The sequence below is a fragment of the Streptomyces yangpuensis genome, assembly GCF_001005295.1.
GTDB classification, from domain to species: Bacteria; Actinomycetota; Actinomycetes; order Streptomycetales; family Streptomycetaceae; genus Streptomyces; species Streptomyces yangpuensis.
In genome coordinates this window covers 75,732-95,603 of sequence record NZ_LBMK01000009.1, presented here as the reverse complement: position 1 = coordinate 95,603, position 19,872 = coordinate 75,732, and the positions used below count along the sequence as shown (strand labels likewise).

The 19,872-nt window shown below is 72.6% G+C and carries 19 protein-coding genes; 11 read left to right on the top strand and 8 right to left on the bottom strand.

Features of this window, described 5'->3' with window-relative positions; all coding sequences use genetic code 11:
• The first annotated feature begins 80 nt into the window (after positions 1-80).
• From AAT21_RS31050 to AAT21_RS31025, 6 genes are all read left to right on the top strand, one after another.
• Positions 81-1,301 carry an MFS transporter gene (locus AAT21_RS31050; protein ID WP_046780323.1) on the top strand — a complete coding sequence of 407 codons (1,221 nt, stop codon included), beginning with the start codon at positions 81-83 and terminating at the stop codon, positions 1,299-1,301.
• Entirely contained in the window at positions 1,298-2,827 is a 1,530-nt protein-coding gene (locus AAT21_RS31045; RefSeq protein ID WP_052758071.1) for an ATP-binding protein, read from the top strand. Before AAT21_RS31050 ends, AAT21_RS31045 begins: the two co-directional genes overlap by 4 nt.
• Positions 2,828-2,839: 12 nt before the next feature.
• Positions 2,840-3,181: a nuclear transport factor 2 family protein gene (locus AAT21_RS31040; RefSeq protein WP_046780322.1), complete on the top strand. Its 342-nt coding sequence runs from the start codon at positions 2,840-2,842 to the stop codon at positions 3,179-3,181.
• A gap of 101 nt (positions 3,182-3,282) precedes the next feature.
• Positions 3,283-3,927 carry a TMEM175 family protein gene (locus AAT21_RS31035; RefSeq protein ID WP_046780470.1) on the top strand — a complete coding sequence of 215 codons (645 nt, stop codon included), beginning with the start codon at positions 3,283-3,285 and terminating at the stop codon, positions 3,925-3,927.
• A 73-nt stretch (positions 3,928-4,000) separates the two neighbouring features.
• Complete coding sequence (locus AAT21_RS31030; protein WP_079026080.1) at positions 4,001-5,320, top strand: IS701 family transposase; 1,320 nt, start codon at positions 4,001-4,003, stop codon at positions 5,318-5,320.
• The gene (locus tag AAT21_RS31025) at positions 5,320-6,504 is read left to right on the top strand and encodes an XdhC family protein (protein ID WP_046780321.1); all 1,185 of its coding nucleotides are present in this window, start codon (positions 5,320-5,322) and stop codon (positions 6,502-6,504) included. Before AAT21_RS31030 ends, AAT21_RS31025 begins: the two co-directional genes overlap by 1 nt.
• Here the strand turns inward: AAT21_RS31025 and AAT21_RS31020 are convergent.
• The gene (locus AAT21_RS31020) at positions 6,485-6,850 is read right to left on the bottom strand and encodes a cupin domain-containing protein (RefSeq protein WP_046780320.1); all 366 of its coding nucleotides are present in this window, start codon (positions 6,848-6,850) and stop codon (positions 6,485-6,487) included. The genes AAT21_RS31025 and AAT21_RS31020 overlap by 20 nt on opposite strands.
• A gap of 247 nt (positions 6,851-7,097) precedes the next feature.
• Between AAT21_RS31020 and AAT21_RS31015 the strand changes: the two genes are divergently transcribed.
• Positions 7,098-8,561 (top strand): GuaB1 family IMP dehydrogenase-related protein, encoded by a 1,464-nt coding sequence (locus tag AAT21_RS31015; RefSeq protein ID WP_046780468.1) that lies wholly within the window; start codon positions 7,098-7,100, stop codon positions 8,559-8,561.
• Between the two features lie 91 nt (positions 8,562-8,652).
• On the opposite strand, the gene AAT21_RS31010 is transcribed toward AAT21_RS31015, so the two are convergent.
• The 6 genes from AAT21_RS31010 to AAT21_RS30985 all read right to left on the bottom strand — a co-directional run bounded on the left by AAT21_RS31010 (position 8,653) and on the right by AAT21_RS30985 (position 15,174).
• On the bottom strand, positions 8,653-9,900 hold the full coding sequence (locus tag AAT21_RS31010; RefSeq protein WP_046780319.1) for a sensor histidine kinase: 1,248 nt from the start codon (positions 9,898-9,900) through the stop codon (positions 8,653-8,655).
• Positions 9,897-11,627 (bottom strand): sodium/solute symporter, encoded by a 1,731-nt coding sequence (locus AAT21_RS31005; RefSeq protein WP_046780318.1) that lies wholly within the window; start codon positions 11,625-11,627, stop codon positions 9,897-9,899. Before AAT21_RS31005 ends, AAT21_RS31010 begins: the two co-directional genes overlap by 4 nt.
• Before the next feature lie 95 nt (positions 11,628-11,722).
• Positions 11,723-11,998, bottom strand: coding sequence for a hypothetical protein (locus AAT21_RS31000; protein WP_046780317.1), 276 nt, complete (start codon positions 11,996-11,998; stop codon positions 11,723-11,725).
• Positions 11,999-12,185: 187 nt separating this feature from the next.
• Positions 12,186-13,010 carry a LytR/AlgR family response regulator transcription factor gene (locus AAT21_RS30995; protein ID WP_046780316.1) on the bottom strand — a complete coding sequence of 275 codons (825 nt, stop codon included), beginning with the start codon at positions 13,008-13,010 and terminating at the stop codon, positions 12,186-12,188.
• A 122-nt stretch (positions 13,011-13,132) separates the two neighbouring features.
• Positions 13,133-14,080 carry an SCO0930 family lipoprotein gene (locus tag AAT21_RS30990; protein ID WP_046780467.1) on the bottom strand — a complete coding sequence of 316 codons (948 nt, stop codon included), beginning with the start codon at positions 14,078-14,080 and terminating at the stop codon, positions 13,133-13,135.
• Between the two features lie 116 nt (positions 14,081-14,196).
• A complete protein-coding gene (locus AAT21_RS30985) occupies positions 14,197-15,174 on the bottom strand; it encodes a GDSL-type esterase/lipase family protein (protein WP_046780466.1) in 978 nt (325 codons plus the stop codon).
• 626 nt (positions 15,175-15,800) lie between these two features.
• On the opposite strand from AAT21_RS30985, the gene AAT21_RS30980 reads away from it, so the two are divergent.
• Together AAT21_RS30980 and AAT21_RS30975 are read left to right on the top strand one after the other, a co-directional pair.
• A complete protein-coding gene (locus tag AAT21_RS30980; RefSeq protein WP_046780315.1) occupies positions 15,801-17,291 on the top strand; it encodes an amino acid permease in 1,491 nt (496 codons plus the stop codon).
• Positions 17,292-17,301: 10 nt separating this feature from the next.
• Positions 17,302-17,757: an Lrp/AsnC family transcriptional regulator gene (locus tag AAT21_RS30975; RefSeq protein ID WP_030027017.1), complete on the top strand. Its 456-nt coding sequence runs from the start codon at positions 17,302-17,304 to the stop codon at positions 17,755-17,757.
• A 43-nt stretch (positions 17,758-17,800) separates the two neighbouring features.
• On the opposite strand, the gene AAT21_RS30970 is transcribed toward AAT21_RS30975, so the two are convergent.
• Entirely contained in the window at positions 17,801-17,992 is a 192-nt protein-coding gene (locus AAT21_RS30970) for a DUF1059 domain-containing protein (protein WP_030027015.1), read from the bottom strand.
• A gap of 168 nt (positions 17,993-18,160) precedes the next feature.
• Here AAT21_RS30970 and AAT21_RS30965 point away from each other — a divergent pair, with 168 nt between their 5' ends.
• Both AAT21_RS30965 and AAT21_RS30960 read left to right on the top strand, forming a co-directional pair.
• Positions 18,161-18,898 (top strand): SAM-dependent methyltransferase, encoded by a 738-nt coding sequence (locus tag AAT21_RS30965; RefSeq protein ID WP_046780465.1) that lies wholly within the window; start codon positions 18,161-18,163, stop codon positions 18,896-18,898.
• Positions 18,899-19,059: 161 nt separating this feature from the next.
• Positions 19,060-19,860 carry a carbon-nitrogen hydrolase family protein gene (locus tag AAT21_RS30960; protein WP_046780314.1) on the top strand — a complete coding sequence of 267 codons (801 nt, stop codon included), beginning with the start codon at positions 19,060-19,062 and terminating at the stop codon, positions 19,858-19,860.
• Positions 19,861-19,872 lie beyond the last annotated feature (12 nt).

Here is a 19,872-nt window from a genome sequence, read left to right as displayed (position 1 = left end):
ACCACGGGCCCCCAGGGCCCAACACGGGGGAGTTGAGTGAAGCAGTGGCCGAACCGTCCCGAACGACCACGGAGGCATCCGTGCCCCCCGCCGCCCGCGCGGCCGGCCCGCCCAGAGGCTCCGGCTTCCGGGTGGTGGGCGCCGTCCTCGTGCTGCTGATGCTCTCCTCCTCCGTGCCCTCCGCCCTGTACGTGCTCTACCAGCAGGAGTGGGGCCTGTCCTCCGGCACGATCACGGTGGTCTTCGCCCTGTACGCCGTCACCGTGCTGGCCGGGCTGCTGCTCTTCGGCTCCCTCTCCGACACCCTGGGCCGGCGTCCCGTCCTGGCCACCGGACTCGTCCTGGCGATCGTCTCGATGGCCCTGTTCGCCGGGGCCCAGGGACTGGGACTGCTCCTGGCCGCCCGCGCCGTGCAGGGTCTCGCCGTGGGCCTCGCCACCGGGGCGATGGGGGCGGCCCTGCTGGAACTGGCCCCCGCCTCGCGCCCGGCGCTGGGAGCCCAGGTCAACAGCGCCGGACCGACCATCGGGATCGGGCTCGGCGGGATCGGCGCCGGACTGCTCGTCCAGTACGCGCCCGCACCGACCGTCCTCAGCTATCTGCTGCTCATCGGGGCCTTCGCCGTCACCCTGGTGGGTGTCGTGCGCATGCCGGAGAGCGCTCCCGGCGCCGGCGGCCGGCCGCGGATGGTCCCGCACCGGATCCACGTACCGGCCGGTGCCCGGGGCCGCTTCCTGGTCCTCGTCCTGACCATCGTGGCCGTCTGGTCCGTGGGCGGGTTCTACCTCTCGCTCGGCCCGCACCTGGCGCTGTCCCTGCTCCGGTCCACGAACTACCTCGTCGGCGGGGCCACGGTCGCCCTGCTCGCCGGCGCCGCCACCGTCGCCCAGCTGATGCTCGGCCGCACCGCGGCGCTGCGCACCGCCGTCCTCGGGCTGCTCGGCATGCTCACCGGCCTGGGTTCGGTGCTGCTCGCGCTGGGCCTCGGCTCGGCCCCCGTGTTCCTGGTGGCCACGGCCGTCCTCGGCGGCGGCTGGGGAGCCGCCTTCCTCGGCGCCTTCCGGGCGCTGAGCGGACTGGCGCAGCCGGCCCACCGCGGTGAACTGACCGCCGCCGTATACGTCTTCGCGTACCTCGCGATGAGCGTGCCGGCCGTGCTCGCCGGGATGCTCACCAACATCCACGGGCTGCACCGGACCTCGGTCGGCTTCATGGCCGCCGTCGCCGCGGTGTGCGCGGTGGCCCTGCTGGCCACCGTACGGCTGGCCGCCCGCACGCGGACCGAGGGGAGCGCCGCATGAACGCGCCGGAGCTGCGCTCCGCCCTGCGGGCACTGGAGGTCTTCGCGGGAATCACCGAGGAACAGCTGGACTGGCTGGTCTCGGTGTCCCGGCCGCAGGTCCTCGCCGACGGGGAGGTGCTCTTCCGGGACGGGGAGGAGGCCACCGGCTTCCACGTCCTGCTCTCGGGAGGCCTCGTCGTCACCAAGGTCGTCGACGGCCGGGAGGAGGTGCTCACCCGGCACTCCACCGAGGAGGAGGGCGCCGCGGCCGAGGACCACGACGGCAAGCCCCCGGCCGCCCACCGTTTCACCGGCGAGCTGCCGCTGCTGACGGACGGCGCGTACGTGGCCACCGCCGCCGCGAGCGGGCCGTCGACCACGGTCGTGGCCTACCCCAAGGCGGTCTTCTTCGAGATGCTCACGCGCTGCCACGGGGTGGCCGCCGTGCTGATCCCCGTCCTGGCCTGGCGCATCAAGTCCTCCGAGGTCCAGGCCCGCAAGCGGGCCACCGTGGAGGCGCTGGGCACCCTCGCGGCCGGGCTCGCGCACGAGCTGAACAACCCGGCGGCGGCGGTCGCCCGGGCCGCGCAGGAACTGGCCCCCGCCCTGGAGCGGCTCACCAGGACCGCCCAGGACTGGGGCGCGGCCGCCACCCCCGCCGAGCGTGCGGTCCTCGACCGGGCCGCCGCGGAGCTGGACGCGCTGCCGCCGCCGGTCACCACCGACCCGCTGGCCCAGGCCGATGCCGAGGAGGAGATCGCCGACTGGGCGGAGGGGGCCGGCACCGAACGGTCCGGTCTGCTCGGCTCGGGCGTCTCCGACCTCGGGCTGGAGCTGGGCTGGCTGCTGGAGCGGACGGAGGGCATCGGCAAGGAGGCCCTCGCCCGCGCCCTCGACCACCTGGCGGCGCTGCTGGAGATCCGTTCGCTCGCCGCCGAGCTGCGGGCCGCGGGCCCGAGGATCTCCCAACTCGTCTCCGCCACCCGGGATTACGCCAATCTCGACCGGGCACCCGAGCAGCGCTTCGCGGTGACCGAGGGACTGGAGAACACGCTGGTCGTGCTGCGTGCCAAGCTCGACGGCATCAGCATCGTGCGTGCGTACGAGCCGGATCTGCCCGAACTGACGGGCTATCCGAGTGAGTTGAACCAGGTGTGGACCAATCTCGTCGACAACGCCGTCGAGGCCATGGAGGGCGCCGGCGTGCTGACGCTGAGCGCCCGGGCCGAGGGCGTCTGCATGGTCGTGGAGGTCACCGACACCGGCCGCGGCATCCCCGAGGAGTCCCTGCCCCGGATCTTCGAGCCCTTCTACACGACCAAGGACGTGGGGAAGGGAACGGGCCTGGGGCTGCACCTCAGCTACCGCATCGTGACCCAGCGCCACCGGGGGTCGCTGACGGCCCGCTCGCGTCCCGGCGAGACCCGGATGGTCGTGCGGCTGCCCTTCGCGGGCAGCGCCGAATCCTGCGTCCCACCTGCGCACACACCCGATACCGCACAGGAAACCGCGTCCACGCGCGCCCCGGGCGCCCCTCCCAGTTGAAACGGAGTCGACATGACCAAGTACGACATCTCCACGCTGCATCCGGTGTTCGTCCGTCAGATGGAGGCGCTGGCCGCGCTGGACATCGAGGCGGTGATGAAGAACTACACCGACGACGCCGTACTGCTGCGCTTCGAGGGCGTCTCGGTGGGCATCGAGGCGGTCCGCGAGACCTTCACCGGCTATCTCACGGTGAAGCCCACGCTGGTGGAACTCCAGGAGTACATCGAGACCGAGGACACCATCTTCTACCGGGCGATCATGAACCTGAACGGCGAACCGGAGCACGCGTTCGGGACACTCGTGGTCCGCGATGGCCGAATCTGGCGCCAGACGGCCGGCTTCGGAAGCTGAGACCGTAAATCTGGGTAGCGTGTGCGGGGAGGGGCGGCAGAACGCACTCTCCCCGTATGCGCGGCCCACGGCGCGCGTCGAGAAATGGCAAAGGGGTGGTCATGGAAAATGAAACCGGGCGGGTCGAAGCATTCAGTGACGGCGTATTCGCCATCATCATTACGATCCTCGTCCTGGAATTAAAGGTTCCGGAAGAAACCGGGGCCGACTTCTGGCACGGCGTCCGCGAACAATGGCCCCATTATGCCGCCTATGTGGTGAGCTTCCTCATCATCGGTGTGATGTGGGTGAACCACCACACCATCTTCAGTCACCTGAAGCGCGTCGACCGTCCGCTGTTGTTCCTGAACCTCATGGTGCTGATGGTGGTCTCGGTGATCCCGTACACCACCAACGTGCTCGCCGAACACCTCACCGAAGGTGGCTCCGCCAACCCGGCCGCCGTGCTCTACAGCCTCGTCACCGTGGCCTACGCCTTGGCGTTCCTGCTCTTCTGGTGGTACGTCACCCGGGTCGGGCACCTCTTCCACGAGCAGGTGGACAAGGACGGCGCGCGGGCCACGCGGGTGCGTTTCGGTCTCGGTGCCATCGCCTACCCCTGCACGGTCGTCCTGGCCTTCTTCTCCGCACCGCTCACCCTTGTCGCACACTTCCTGATCGCGATCTACTATGCGGCGAACCAGATCCCCATCCCCCTCGTGGTAGAGGAAGAGCGGCTCGAATCTGCCAGCGACCTCAGGAAGTAGCCGCAGGGGCCTACGGCCGTTCTCCGCGGTCAAGTAGGGTATCGGATCTAGCTGGTCGCGGGGGAGGCACCAGATGGCTCGCGCAGTCATGCCGGAGGATTCCGTCAAGGAAGTCCCCGAATTGATCGATGTCATGATCTCTCTTCTCTTTGAGTCCTTACCCCGGCGGGACCAGCGAAACTGGGCCCGTGTTTATCTGAACGGCCTCGTGCGGACCAACGGGAAGAAAACAATCCGTAACATCGCCGGAACCGGAGCGAGCTCCGTCGAGCAGAGCCTGCAGCAGTTCATCAGCAAGTCCCCCTGGGACTGGACGCCCGTACGGCGCTCCCTCGCCCAGCACCTCGAACGCACCGCACAGCGCCCGCTGGCCTGGGTGCTCCAGCCCCTGGTCATCGAGAAGGCCGGCGACCGCTCGGTCGGCGTCGGCCGGCAGTTCGTCCCCCAGCTCGGCCGCACCGCCAACTGCCAGCAGGCCAGCGGGATCTGGCTCGCCTCCAGCGAGGCCAGCTTCCCCGTCGAATGGACCCTCACCCTCCCCGGGCCCTGGACCAGCGAACTCATGCGCCGCCGAAGGGCCGGCATCCCCGACACCGCCCGCTCCCTCACCCCCGCCCAGGACGCCGTACACGCCGTCCAGCGGATGGCCGCCACCTGGCAACTCCAGCGCCGGCCCGTGGTGATGGAGGTCGCCAACGGTGACCTGCCGCAGAGCATCGAGTCGTTCGCCCTCCAGGACATTCCCTTCGTCTTCAAGGTCGACGGCTCCCTGCCCGTCTCCTTCGGCGGCGCGGGCCGGCACAAACCCGGCCCGCACACCGCCCCCGCACGCGAACTCATCGACTCCCTGCGCTCCCAGCGCCGCGTCGTCGAATGGACCCGGCACGGCCGGGCCGAAGGAGCGGTGACCCTGCTGACCTCGGCCCCCATCTTCGCCACCCCCTGCGAGGACCGCCCCGCGTCCACCCCGCCGACCCCGCTTCTGCTGGTCGGGGCCTGGACCGAAGCGGCCCTGCTCCCCTCCGAGTTCTGGATCACCAACATCGGGGACCGGCCGCTCGCCCAGCTCTTCCTGCTCGCCAAACTCACCGACCGGGTCTCCCTCGACTTCACCGAGACCTGTGAACAGGTCGGCATCCGCGACTTCGAAGGCCGCTCCTTCCGCGGCTGGCACCACCACGCCACCCTGGCGAGCGTCGCCCACGCCGCGAAACTGCTCTCCGCACGCCCCCACGCCCACGCCCGCGACCCGTATCCCGGCCCCGCGCGCCCCGCCGCCCTCCCCCGGCAGACCACCGCCCTGCCCCGGCCCGCCGCAGCACACCCGGCCACCCCGGCCGTGCTGCCGCCGCACCTGCCCGGACAGACCCCACGCCGCGAATACATCCGCTGATGCTCGACATCGCCGCGGAGCTGCGCGCCTGGTGCGCCGCGCGCCGGGAATTCGCCCTGGCCACCGTGGTCGCCGTCAGCGGCAGCGCGCCGCGCGGCCCCGGCGCCTCGCTCGCCGTCGACGACCGCGGCACCGCGCTCGGCTCCGTGTCCGGGGGCTGCGTGGAATCCGCCGTCCACGACCTGTGCCTCGACGCGATCAGCTCCGGCCGCGGCGGCCTGCACCGCTTCGGCTACAGCGACGACGACGCCTTCGCCGTGGGCCTGACCTGCGGCGGAGTCCTCGACGTCCTGGTCACCCCGGTGCGCGGCCGCGACCCGGTACGGCCCGTTCTCGGCTCGGTCCTCGACGCCGCCGCGGACGGGGCCCGGGCCGCGCTCGCCCGCGTCGTGTCCGGCCCGCCGCGCCAGCTCGGCCGGGCCCTCGCCGTCCACGCCGACGGCTCCTACGAGGGCGGGCTCGCCGGCGGCGCCGCCCTGGACCGGGCCGCCGCCGACCGGGCCCGCGCCCTGCTCCTCGCCGGACACACCGGCACCGCCGAGCTCGGCACCGCCGGCGGGCTGTGCGGGGAGCCCCTGACCCTGCTCGTCGAGTCCGCCGCCCAACCGCCCCGGCTGATCGTCTACGGGGCCATCGACTTCGCCGCCGCCCTGGCCCGGATCGGCGCCTTCCTGGGCCACCGGGTCACCGTGTGCGACGCCCGGCCCGTCTTCGCGACCCCGGCGCGCTTCCCCGCCGCCGACGAGGTGGTCGTCGACTGGCCGCACCGCCATCTGGCCGCACAGTGGGAAGCGGGCCGGCTGGACTCCCGTACCGCCGTCTGTGTTCTCACCCACGACGCGAAATTCGACATACCGCTGCTGGAGCTGGCCCTGCGGCTGCCGCTCGGCTACGTCGGCGCCATGGGTTCGCGGCGCACCCACGCGGAACGCCTCGGACGGCTGCGCGAGGAAGGGGTCACGGACGCCGCCCTGGCCCGGCTGCGCTCACCTATCGGCCTCGACCTCGGCGGTGCCACCCCCGAGGAGACCGCGCTGGCCATCGCCGCCGAGTTCACGGCCTTCCGGCACGGCGGAACCGCGCTCCCGCTGACCGGCGGCGCGGCCCCCATCCACCGAAGACCGGTACCCGCCCCCGCCACCCGCCGCGCGGCCACGGCCGCCCTCAGCCCGCCCCGCCCGTGACGTGCTCCACGACGCGGTGGAATTCGGCGGTCGGGGAGAAGTCGACGTACTCCGTGTCGGCGAGCGCCACGGGGACGTGCCCGGGGCCCCAGTAGAAGGCCTGCCCCTCCTCGTAGACCTCCTCCCCGTCGGCGGTCCGCATCAACAGCCGGCCCTTGAGGAGGTAGCCCCAGTGCGGGCACGGGCACATGTCGCCGGGAAGCCCCTTGAGGGCCTCCGTGAGATCCGTGCCCTGCGGGAGCCGGAAGAATCCGACGGTGAGGTCGCCGCCGATCTCCCGGACCCGCACCTCCAGCCCGTCGCCCTCCATCGCCACGGGTGCCTCGTCCCGCGTCGTCGCCGCCATGGGTCCTCCAGCGCTGCTCGGCCCGGACGCCCCGGGAACTGTCCCGACCCTTCCACTGTGGCCCGGACGGGTGCATCCTGCCCCTCAGGGAACGTGCGGCCGCACCCCCGCGGGACCAAGGTCCCGTAGGAACCAACAACCCGGGCCCGCACTGCCTTGGACGATCGGCCCGGGCGGTGTGAACGCCAGGTCGTGGGAGAATGAAGTACGTGCGTTTCCTCGGCTGCACCCTGTCGAGGTACCTCCGATTGACTGGGATGTTCAGCACGTGCGTTTCCTCAATGACCTGAAGCCGCCGTACGACCTCACGTACGACGATGTGTTCATGGTGCCGAGCCGCTCCGCGGTCGGTTCCCGCCAGGCCGTCGACCTCTCCTCGCCCGACGGGACCGGCACCACCATTCCCCTGGTCGTGGCGAACATGACCGCGATCGCCGGCCGCCGGATGGCCGAGACCGTCGCCCGCCGCGGCGGCATCGTCGTCATCCCGCAGGACATCCCGATCGAGGTCGTCACCGACGTCATCTCCTGGGTGAAGACCCGCCACCTCGTGCTCGACACCCCGATCACGCTGGCGCCCACCCAGACCGTCGCGGACGCGCTGTCCCTGCTGCCCAAGCGCGCCCACGGCGCCGGTGTCGTCGTCGACGGCGAGGGCCGCCCGGTCGGCGTCGTCACCGAGCACGACCTGAGCGGCGTCGACCGCTTCACCCAGCTCTCCGAGGTCATGTCGAAGGAGCTGCTGCTCATCGACGCCGACATCGACCCGCGCGAGGCCTTCAACCAGCTCGACGCCGGCCACCGCAAGCTGGCCCCGGCCGTCGACAAGGACGGCAGGCTCGTCGGCATCCTCACCCGCAAGGGCGCCCTGCGCGCGACCCTCTACACCCCGGCCACCGACGCGAACGGCAAGCTGCGCATCGCGGCCGCCATCGGCATCAACGGCGACTTCGTGGCCAAGGCCAAGCAGCTGCTCGACGCGGGCGTGGACACGCTCGTCATCGACACGGCGCACGGCCACCAGGAGTCGATGATCAACGCGATCAAGGCCGTCCGCGCCCTGGACCCGCAGGTCCCGATCGTGGCCGGCAACATCGTCGCCGCCGAGGGCGTCAAGGACCTCATCGACGCCGGCGCGGACATCATCAAGGTCGGTGTGGGCCCCGGCGCCATGTGCACCACCCGCATGATGACCGGCGTGGGCCGCCCGCAGTTCTCCGCGGTGCTGGAGTGCGCGGCCGAGGCCAAGAAGTACGGCAAGCACGTCTGGGCCGACGGCGGCGTCCGCCACCCGCGCGACGTGGCGATGGCGCTGGCCGCCGGCGCCTCCAACGTCATGATCGGCTCCTGGTTCGCCGGTACCTACGAGTCCCCGGGCGACCTCCAGCAGTCCGCCGAGGGCCGCCTGTACAAGGAGTCCTTCGGCATGGCCTCCGCCCGCGCGGTGCAGAACCGTACGAGCGAGGAGTCGGCCTACGACCGCGCCCGCAAGGGCCTGTTCGAGGAGGGCATCTCCACCTCGCGCATGTTCCTCGACCCGGCCCGCCCGGGCGTCGAGGACCTGATCGACTCGATCATCGCGGGCGTCCGCTCCTCCTGCACCTACGCCGGTGCCGGCTCCCTCGCGGAGTTCGAGGAGAAGGCCGTGGTCGGCATCCAGTCCGCCGCCGGCTACGCCGAGGGCAAGCCGCTGCACGCCAGCTGGAGCTAGTTTCCGTACCTCGCCGTGGCCCCCGGGCCCGTCCGCCGCGGACGGGCCCGGGGGCCACGGGTGTTCAGGCCCGGGGCGGGTCCGGGGTGGTTCAGGCCTGGGGTGGCAGGGCCTGAACCGACGCGGAACTGTGCACGCCCGCCCGGTACTTGGGGATGCGCACCGTCACCTTCATGCCGGCGCCCACCCCCGTCTCCATCACCGGACCGTACGCGTCCCCGTACACCTGCCGGATCCGCTCGTCGACGTTGGGCAGCCCCACCCCCGACGAGGAACCCGCCCGCTCCCCGGCCAGGATCCGGCGCAGCAGCTCCGGATCCATCCCCACTCCGTTGTCCTCGACGGTGATCACCGCGTCGGGTCCCGCGTCCTGCGCCGTGATCGTGATCCGGCACTCCTCGGTGGAGTCCTCCAGCCCGTGCTTGACGGCGTTCTCCACCAGCGGCTGCAGACACAAGAACGGCAGCGCCACCGGCAGCACCTCCGGCGCCACCTGCAACGTCACCTTCAGCCGGTCACCGAACCGGGCCCCCGCCAGCGCCAGATACTGCTGGATGGAACGCAACTCCTCGGCCAGCGTGGTGAAATCCCCGTGCCGCCGGAAGGAGTACCGCGTGAAGTCCGCGAACTCCAGCAGAAGTTCCCGCGCCCGCTCCGGATCGGTCCGCACGAACGAGGCGATCGCCGCCAGCGAGTTGAAGATGAAATGCGGGGAGATCTGCGCCCGCAGCGCCTTGATCTCCGCCTCCATCAGCCGGGTGCGCGAGCGGTCCAGCTCCGACAGCTCCAACTGCACCGACACCCACCGAGCCAGCTCCGTCGCGGCCCGCACCAGCACCGCCGACTCCCGCGAGCCGTACGCCACCAGCGCCCCCAGCATCCCGTCCTCGCCGGTCAGCGGGGCGAACACGGCCCACTTCAACGGACAGTCGGGCCGCTGGCACTCGGTCCGCACGCTCTGACTGCGCCCCGACTCCAGCATCACCGCCACCCGGGCCATCGCCCGCCGCTGGTGGTGGTCGGCCCCCGGGCCGTCCCACGCCAGCACCGCCTCCCGGTCCGTCAGGCACAGCGCCTCCGTACCCAGCAGCGACCGCAGCCGCCGGGCCGCCTTGCGGGCCGCGTCCTCGGTCAGCCCCGCCCGCAGCGGGGGAGCGGCCAGCGAGGCCGTGTGCAACGTGTGGAAGGTGGCCCGCTCCACCGGCGTCCCCAGGTCCAGGCCCGCCAGCCGCTCCCCGCGGCGCGCGTGCCAGCGTCCCGCCGCCCAGCCGGCGCCCAGCATCAGGGCCGCGCCCGCCACCGCCAGCACGGCGAGCAGCGCCTGTCCCGCCCCGGTCACCGCCGTCCCCCCGCCCGGTCCCCGGCCACGACCTCCGGCAGGTGCAGCCGGGCCAGGGTGGCCGCCGTACCGGCCGGGATCCGCGACCGGGTGGCCAGCGACACCACCACCATCGTCAGGAACCCGAGCGGCACCGACCACGCCGCCGGCCAGGCCAGCATCGTGTGCGTCCAGCCCGTCGGAGCCAGCCCGGCCCGCGTCGCCAGGACCGCGCTCAGCGCCGCCCCGCCACCCGTGACCAGCCCCGCCACCGCACCCGGCGGCGTCAGCCCCCGCCACCAGATGCCCAGCACCAGCAGCGGGCAGAACGACGAGGCCGACACGGCGAACGCCAGCCCCACCGCATCCGCCACCGGCACCGCCGTGACCGCCACGCTCACCCCCAGCGGCACCAGGATCGCCAGCAGCGCCGCCGAGCGGAAACTGCGCACCCCGCGCGTCGGCAGCACGTCCTGGTGCAGTACCCCGGCCACCGCCATCGTCAGCCCCGACGCCGTCGACAGGAACGCCGCGAACGCGCCCCCGGCCAGCAACGCCCCCAGCAGTTCCCCCAGCACGCCGCCCAGCATCCGTTCGGGCAGCACCAGCACCGCCGCGTCCGCGTCACCCGTCAGCGCCAGCTCCGGGGCGTAGATCCGGCCCAGCGCCCCGTACACCGGCGGCAGCAGGTAGAAGGCGCCGACCAGCCCCAGCACCGCCAGCGTCGTGCGCCGTGCCGCCCGCCCGTTGGGGCTGGTGTAGAACCGCACCGCCACGTGCGGCAGCCCCATCGTCCCCAGGAACGTGGCCAGGATCAGCCCGTACGTGGCGTACAGCCGGTACTCCCGCAGCTCCCCGGACGGCGGCTCCGACCAGGTGCCCGCCCCCGCACCCGGTTCCTCCCGGGCGTCCGGCACCGGCGTGTCCGGGGCGAACTCCAGCCGCGCGTGGGCCCGTACGGCATGCTCGCCGGCGGCCAGCACCAGCGGCTCCGCCACATGGGAGCGCCCGTCCACCTGCCCGGTCACCGTCACCGCGAGCGGCTCCTTCACCGACAGCCGCACGTCCTGCGCGAGCGTCACCGACGTGGCCTCGCGGAAGACCGCCGGGGCGTCGAAGGTGGCCCGCGGCGCGCCGTCCCCGGCCCACGCGGCGATCAGGAAGAACGCCGGGACCAGCAGAGCGGTGAGCTTGAGCCAGTACTGGAAGGCCTGCACGAAGGTGATGCTGCGCATCCCCCCGGCGGCCACCGCGAGGCTGACCACACCGGCCACGACCAGCCCGCCGGCCCAGTGCGGGGCCCCGGTGAGGACCTCCAGGGTCAGTCCCGCCCCCTGCAACTGCGGCAGCAGGTACAGCCAGCCCACCCCGACCACGAACAGCACCGCGATCCGGCGCACCGTGCGGGACTCCAGCCGCGCCTCCGCGAAGTCGGGCAGCGTGTACGCGCCGGAGCGGCGCAGCGGGGCCGCGACCAGGGCCAGCAGCACCACGTACCCGGCGGTGTAGCCCACCGGGTACCAGAGCATCCCGGGCCCCTGGAGCAGCACCAGACCCGCCACGCCCAGGAACGACGCCGCGGAGAGGTACTCCCCGCTGATCGCCGCCGCGTTCAGCCGCGGCCCCACCGTCCGCGAGGCCACGTAGAAGTCCGAGGTGGTCCGCGATATCCGCAGGCCCAGTGCGCCGAGCAGCAGCGTGACCAGGACGACGACGGCGACCGCGGTCAGCGCGTACGTCTGGTTCACCGGGGCGGTCCTTAGGACGGGGAGGGGTGACCGGAGTCTACGCACGCCCCCCGACCGGGCGACAGGCACGATTCGGACCCTGCCGGTCAGCCCGCTCAGACGGCCGGGTCGCGGTGCTCGGCGCAGTCCCGCAGGGCGATCTCCAGCTCCACGTACGACTCCTCGGCCCGCCGGAAGGCCAGCGTCAGCGCCGCCTCCGCGCGCGGCGGGACCTGGTCGCGGGCGCCCTCGCAGGACTCGTAGAGGATGTCCGCCCAGCGGGCGGCCGCACTGCGCAGCAGGGCGAGCAGCGCCTCGGCCTCGGCGGGCCCCGCCGGCCGCCTCCGCGGCAGTCCGCTCAGGGCGTCGACCAGCGCCTGGACCTCGGACATCTCGCTCCTCCCGCGCCGGGAAGATCCACGATACGCAGCGGCGACGGCCTCGGCCGGTCGTTCACGCCACCGGTGCGGCAGGCGGCTCCCGCGGATCGCCGTACGCCCCTCCCGGTGCGGTGAACGGCATCCGCGCGCGCCCGGCGGTCGCCCGGCCGAGTCCGTCGGCGGCCGTCGGCGGCCGGTTTCAGCCGGTCGCGTGCCGCATCAGGAGGTCCCGCAGCTCCCGCGCGTGCCTGCGGCTCACCTGGAGCTCGGCCGGCCCGACCCGGACCGTGGTGGTGCCCGAGTCCAGCCGGAGCTCGTCGATCCGGGCCAGCGCCACCAGATGGCGGCGGTGGATCCGTACGAACCCGCGCGCCGCCCACCGCTCCTCCAGCGTGGACAGCGGGATCCGCACCAGATGGCTGCCCTCGTCGGTGTGCAGGCGGGCGTAGTCGCCCTGCGCCTCGACGTAGGCGATGTCGGCGATCGCCACGAAGCGGGTGACGCCGCCCAGTTCGACCGCGATCTGCTCCGGGCCCCGGTCGGGTACGGCCGCCTCCGGGGCCGGCCGGGGCGCCGCCACCACGGCCGGCGGGCCCGCCGGCGGCGCGGCGGCCACCAGTACCTCCTCGGCCCGGCCCAGCTGCGCGCAGGCCCGCCGTACGGCCTCGGCCAGCCGCTCCGGGCGCACCGGCTTGAGTACGTAGTCCACGGCCTTCAGGTCGAAGGCCTGCACGGCGAAACCCTCGTGGGCGGTGACGAAGACGATCAGCGGCGGCCGCGCGAACCCGGCCAGCAGCCGGGCGATGTCCAGCCCGGTCAGACCGGCCATGTGGATGTCGAGGAAGACCACGTCGATGCCGTCGGGCCCGTCCGGACCGGACTCCAGCGCCCGGGTGACCCGGCGCAGGGCCTCGGTGGCGTCCGAGGCACCCTCGGCGCTGTGCACCCGGGGGTCCGAGCGCAGCAGGTAGAGGAGTTCCTCCAGGAGCGGCTTCTCGTCGTCGACAGCGAGCACACGCAGCATGCGCCCGAGTGTATGGCGTGTCCGGCGTACTCCCGGGGGGCGGGAACAGGGCGCGGCCCCTGCCCGGGGGGAGGGGGGCAGAGGCCGCGCGGACCGTGGTGGGGGGTCGGGGACCGGAGCGGCTACTGGACGGTGATCAGCTTGCCGTCGGGGGAGACGGCGTACCAGGTGCCGCCGACGCCCTGCCCGTTGGTGTCACCGGGCTTCTTGTCGCCCGAGAAGGTGTAGATCGGCCAGCAGTCGACGGTCTGCTGCTGCTTGCCGTCCGGGCGGTCCATGACCCGGTAGTTCTTCTCGGTGATGCCCTTGGCGTTCGCCTTGTCCACCGGGGGCACGACCGGCCACTTGGTCAGGCAGTCGCCGACGCAGTTGGAGACCATCGGCCAGGCGGTGTCCTTCTTGAAGCGGTAGACGGTCATGCCCTTGCCGTCGACGATGTATTCGCCGAGCTTCGGGTCCTTCGCCACGGACAGGCCGGGCGCCGCCTCCGCGGGGGCCGCCCCGCCCGGTGCGGGCGACGCGGCGGGAGCCTGGGAGGGCGCGGCCTCGGCCGGGGCGCCCTTCGCCGCCTTCTTGCCGTCCGGGCCGAACGCGAACCACACCCCGCCGACGCCCTGCCCGTTGACGTCACCCGGCTTGGCGTCCTTGTTGAAGCGGTAGGCGGGCCAGCCCGCCACCGTCAGCTGCTTCGTGCCGTCGGCGCGCACCACCTCGCCGAGCAGCGACGGGTCCATGCCCGCGGCGGCGGTGACGTCACCGGCCGCGACCACCGGCCAGGTCTTCGCGCAGTCGCCCTCGCAGTTCGACTTCGGCGGCTCGGCCGTGTCCTTGTCGAACCGGTAGAGCGTCAGGCCCGCGCTGTCGGTGAGGACGGGGCCGGCCTTCTCGGTGTTGGAGACGGCCAGTTGTCCGCCGGGCTGGTTGCCCGGGCCTGAGGCCGCCGCCGGAGCTGCGGCGCCGGCCGGCTGGGCTGCGTCCGAGGCCTTGTAATCCGACGGGCCGCAGGCGCTGGCCGCCAGGACGACGGCTACTGCGGCCGCGGCGAAGGTGGTTGCGCGCTTCATGCCCATGTTGATCTCTCCCACATCGTGTCTGTCGTGCCGTCGCCCCCAGCGGCGGCAACTGTGCACAGGACACGCCCCGGTGGGCGGGATCTGTTCACCGCGTCCGGTGTGGGCTGTTTCACTCACCCCGCGCCGAACCCGGTGCGTCGCAGGGCCGTGGCCACAGCGAGGCCGAGCACCTGGTGTCCGCAGTCGTTGGGGTGCAGCCCGTCCGCGAGGTGCTCGGGTCCGAGCAGGTCACGGCCCGGGAGGACGGCGAGCCGGTCGTCGCCGGCGGCGATCCGGTCCCGGGCGGCGCGCTCCATCGCGTCGCGCAGGGCGCCCAGGGTGGCGCCGAGCTTGTTCGGGGTGCGTTCGGCGTCGGGCCGCAGCACGGGGGAGACCAGCAGCAGGGGGGTCCGCGGGTGCCCCTGGCGGACCAGTTCGAGGAAGGCCCGCGTGGTCTCGTAGAGCAGGGGCGCCGAGAAGGGCACCCGGGACCAGCAGTTGGTGCCGAAGGCGAGGGTGAGGGCGTCCGCCGGCAGGCCCGCCAGCTGTTCGGCGGTGGCCAGTTCGCCGCGCGCGGCGCCCGCGTAGCCGAGGTTGACGGTGTCCCAGCCGAGGGCCCGGCCGGCGACGGCGGGCCAGCCGTGGGCGGGGCGGGTGGACCACCAGCCCTCGGTGATCGAGTCGCCGTGGACCACCCAGCGCGGCGCCGGCGGCGCGGGGGTCAGGGCGCCGCCGATCCCGCGCAGGCCGAGGACGAGGGGCGACTGGTTCTCGGGCGGGTGGATGGTGAACGTGCCGCGGAAGGGGCCGTCGCCGGCCCCGAGCCCGATGCGTACGACGGCCTCCGCGGCCGGTTCGGTGAACACCTCGGTGACCACTCCGTGGCGGTCCCACAGCGCGAAGCCGTGTGCGAGGTCGCGCAGGGAGTCCGTGGGGCCGGGCACGGTGGCCCGGTAGCGGATCTCGACGGCCCGCGCGGTCTCGGTGGTGAACTCCAGGCGGACCCCGATGGGCAGGGTGGCCCGCTCACCGGTGTCCCAGGGCAGCCGCATCGTGTCCGCCGGGTCGGCGCGCACCGGACGGCCCTTGTCCAGCCAGGCGACCCCGCGCAGGAAGGGCTGCGGGTCCTGCCACCCGCCGGGGACCTCGTCCCGTTCCCCGCCGCCCTGCCGCTGTCCCGGCCAGGCGCCCTGTCCCGGCCAGGCGCCCTGTCCCCACCGGCCGGTCCCCTCCTGCCACGGTCCGGGCCGGCCCTCGTCGTGCACCGGTGCGCTCACCCTTCGCCTCCGATCGTCGGATACGGGAACTCCATGCCGGCCCGGGTGGCCCCGGGGCCACCGCGTTCACCCGTACCCCGCGGCGTCCGCCCGTACCCCGCACGGGCCCGGTTCCACCGCCGACGTCCGGATCCATGGCGGCACGCTGCGGCAGATCTGACGAGGTGTCAAGAAAGGGGGTCTCCGGCGGTCTGCGCAGCGATCGATCATCCCTACGCAACAAACGACTGTCAGTGACCGATCCGCGCAATGATCGTGCGCCAATGTGCAAGGATGGTCCATTACGGGCGGTATCACTCAGCTCGTAGGCTCACTCGCTGTACGTGGAGTGGCGCGGATCGCCTGCTCGGCGGTCCCCCATGCCAGGCCCTTCCCCTCGTCGGGCCCTGTCCTGCTCCGGACCGTCGCGGTCGACGCCTCATCCCCGACCTCCCCGATCCGCAGTGACAAGGAGTCCCCTCGTGCTCGACCACGGCCAGGCGCCACCGCTCGCTTCCGAGCCCCGCAGGCCCGCCAACCCGCTGCTCCGCCGCAAGCCGGTCGAGCTGCTGGTCGCCGAAGGCGGCCAGGGTGAGGGCGGCGCGCTCAAGCGTTCGCTCACCATGTGGCAGCTGACCATGATCAGCATCGGCGCGACCCTGGGCACCGGCATCTTCGTCGTCCTCGGCGAGGCCACCCCGGTCGCCGGCCCGGCCGTCTTCATCGCCTTCATCGTCGCGGGCCTGACCGCGCTGTTCTCGGCGCTCTCCTACGCCGAGCTCGCCGGCTCCATCCCGGTCTCGGGCTCCTCGTACTCCTACGCCTACGCCACCATGGGCGAGCTCATAGCCTGGGTCTGCGGCTGGTGCCTGATCCTGGAGTACGGCGTCTCCGTCGCGGCCGTCGCCGTCGGCTGGGGCCAGTACCTCAACGAGCTGCTCGACGGCACGCTCGGCTTCACCATCCCCGAGGGCTTCTCCGCACCGCTGGGTGAGGGCGGCTACATCAACCTCCCCGCCCTCGTCGTGGTGCTCCTGTGCATGGTCTTCCTGCTCCGCGGGGCCAAGGAGAGCGCCCGGATCAACACGATCATGGTCGTCGTCAAGATCGTGACGCTGGCGCTGTTCATCGTCATCGGTTTCATGGGCATCAAGGCCGGCAACTACACCCCGCTGGCCCCGCTCGGCATCACCGCCATCAGCACCGCAGCCTCCATGCTCTTCTTCTCCTACATCGGCTTCGACGCGGCCTCCACCGCCGGTGAGGAAGCCAAGAACCCGAAGAAGGACCTGCCCCGCGCGATCATGCTCTCGCTGCTGATCGTCACCGCGATCTACTGCCTCGTCGCCCTGGTCGCCGTCGGCGCCATGCCGTGGCAGGAGTTCGAGGGCAGCGAGGCCGCCCTGGCCCAGATCATGGAGAACGTCACCGGCCACTCCTTCTGGAGCGTCATCCTGGCCGCCGGTGCGGTCGTCGCCATCGCCAGCGTCGTCTTCGCCGTCCTCTACGGCCAGACCCGCATCCTCTTCGCCATGTCCCGCGACGGCCTGATGCCGAAGGCGTTCGCCAAGGTCGACGAGAAGACCGGCACCCCGAAGGTCAACACGATCATCGTCTGCCTCTTCTGCGGACTGCTCGCCGCGTTCATCCCGCTGGGTGAGCTGGCCAACGCCACCAGCATCGGCACGCTCTTCGCCTTCGGCCTGGTCAACGTGGCCGTCGTCATCCTGCGCTACACCCGTCCCGACATGCCCCGCACCTTCAAGGTCGCCCTCTTCCCGGTCACCCCGATCCTGGGCTTCCTCTTCTGCGCGTACCTCATGATCGAGCTGCCGATGGCCACGTGGCTGTGCTTCGGTGGCTGGATGGCGGCCGGGCTCGTGATCTACTTCTTCTACGGCATGCGCCGCTCCAGCCTGGCCACCGTGGCCGCCGTGGCCGCCTCGGCCGCGGAGGTCGCTGAACAGAAGTGATTCACCCCCCGTGCGACTGAACGATCTCGACGAACGCATCGTGCACGCCCTCGCCGAGGACGCCCGCCGCTCCTATGCGGACATCGGCTCCGAGGTCGGGCTCTCCGCCCCCGCCGTCAAGCGGCGCGTGGACCGGCTGCGCGCCGAAGGCGCCATCACCGGATTCACCGTCCGCGTCGACCCGGCGGCCATGGGCTGGGAGACCGAGGGCTTCATCGAGATCTACTGTCGCCACAACACCTCGCCGGACGACATCCGGCGAGGACTGGAGAGATACCCCGAGGTGGTGTCCGCGTCGACCGTCACCGGCGACGCGGACGCCCTCGTCCAGATCTTCGCCTCGGACATGCGGCACTTCGAGCGGGTCCTGGAACGCATCGCGGGCGAGCCCTTCGTCGAACGCACCAAGTCCGTCCTCGTCCTGTCCCCGCTCCTGCGCCGCTTCACCTCGGGCGCCCCCGCGTAGACCCGCCCGCGCGGGCCCGGGCGCGCACCGGTGCCGCGCGGCCTCAGGCGTGCTGCGGCGCCTCGTCCTTCATCATCCCGCGCAGCGAGGCCCGGAACTCCGGAGTGTCCTCGTGGCCGTGCACGGTCGCGGCGTGCTGGGCCGCCGCCGCAATGACCTCTTCCTCCTCGCCCGAGATCGCGAGGGTGCAGTTCATCTCGCTGGGGTAGTCCCTGCAGTCCATGACCTTGCGCATGACGAGCCTCCCGGGACGGGTGTCCGCCGGCGCCGACGCCGGACGGTGCACCTCCCACGATCCTCCTCGCAGGGGCGCGGCGAAACCCGGGCGGGTGCCCGTGCCGGCCCCGGGGCGCGACCGGAAAACCGGATGCCCGGAGCACCCGCCGAACGGGAGAGTGGCCCGGTGAACCGAGAAACGATCTCCCACCTGGCCCACGCCCACCACCCCGTCGCCGCCCCGCTGGGCGACACCGCCGTGGCCCGGCTCCTGGACCGCGCCCTGCCCCGCGGCACCGAACGCGTCCTCGACCTCGGCTGCGGCCCCGGCGAATGGCTGCTGCGGTCCCTGCGCGACCGCCCCGGCGTGCACGGCGTCGGTATCGACGTCTCCCGGACCGCCCTCGACCGGGCCGCGGCCGCCGCACAGGCCCTCGGCGTCGCCGACCGGCTGTCCCTGCACCTGCGGCCCGCCGCGGACCACACCGACCCGCACCCCTACGACCTCGTCCTCAGCATCGGCTCCGCCCACGCCTTCGGCGGGCTCCTGCCCACCCTCGACGCGGCCCGCACCCACCTCGCCCCCGGCGGCCACGTCCTCGTGGGAGACGGTTACTGGGAGCACCCGCCCACCCCCGCGGACCTGGAGGACTTCGGCCCCCTCGCCGACCTGCCCACCCTCGTCGACCAGGTCACAGCGGCCGGCTGGACCCCGGTGTACGGTCACCTCAGCACCCGCGAGGAACTCGACGACTACGAGTGGTCCTGGACCGGCTCCCTGGCCGCCTGGGCCCTTGACCACCCCGACCACCCCGGCAGCGCCGAAGCCCTCGGCGCAGCGAACCACCACCGCAGCGGATGGCTCCGCGGATACCGCGCCACCTGGGGTTTCGTCACCCTCCTGCTGCGCCGGACCGCCGACTGACCGGCCTGGCCGGGCGCGTCGCGCAACGAATCGCCGCCAGTGGCCCTCAACGCGCAACGAATCGCACACCAGCGCGCAACATCGGCGCCTTGTTGCGCCGGGAGGGCGAAACGTACCGTTCATAGGACCGCACCCACCCCTCCTGCCACAGAGGTACGCCCATGCCCCCGCTGCGCACCGCCCTCCTCCAGAGCTCCGGAGTCCTCGGCGACGTCGCCGAGAACCTCAAGGCTCTCGACGAGGCCGCCGAGCGCGCCGCACAGGCGGGGGCCGGGCTGCTGGTCACCTCCGAGATGTTCCTGACCGGCTACGCGCTGGACCTGGAGGCCGTCCCCGGCCTCGCCGAGGCGAGCGACGGCGATTCCGCCCGCACCATCGGCGAGATCGCCCGCCGCCACGGTCTCGCGGTCCTCTACGGCTACCCCGAGCGCGACGGCGACACGGTCTACAACTCCGCCCAGCTCATCGGCCCCGACGGCGCCACCCTCGCGAACTACCGCAAGACCCACCTCTTCGGCTGCTTCGAGCAGGACGCCTTCACCCCCGGCGACACCCCCGTCGTCCAGGCCGACCTCGGCGGCATCCGCATCGGCATCATGATCTGCTACGACGTGGAGTTCCCCGAGAACGTCCGCGCGCACGCGCTCGCCGGCACCGACCTCCTCCTGGTGCCGACCGCCCAGATGCACCCCTTCCAGTTCGTCGCCGAGCACCTCGTCCCCGTCCGGGCCTTCGAGAACCAGATGTACGTCGCGTACGTCAACCGCACCGGCCCCGAGGGCGAGTTCGAGTTCGTCGGCCTCAGCTGCCTGGCGAGCCCCGACGGCACCACCCGTACCCGCGCCGGCCGCGGCGAGGAAATGGTGTTCGGCGAGGTCGACCCCGAGCTGCTCGGCGCCTCGCGCGAGAACAACCCCTACCTGCGCGACCGCCGGCCCGGGCTCTACGCCTCGCTCGTCTGACCCGCACCAGCA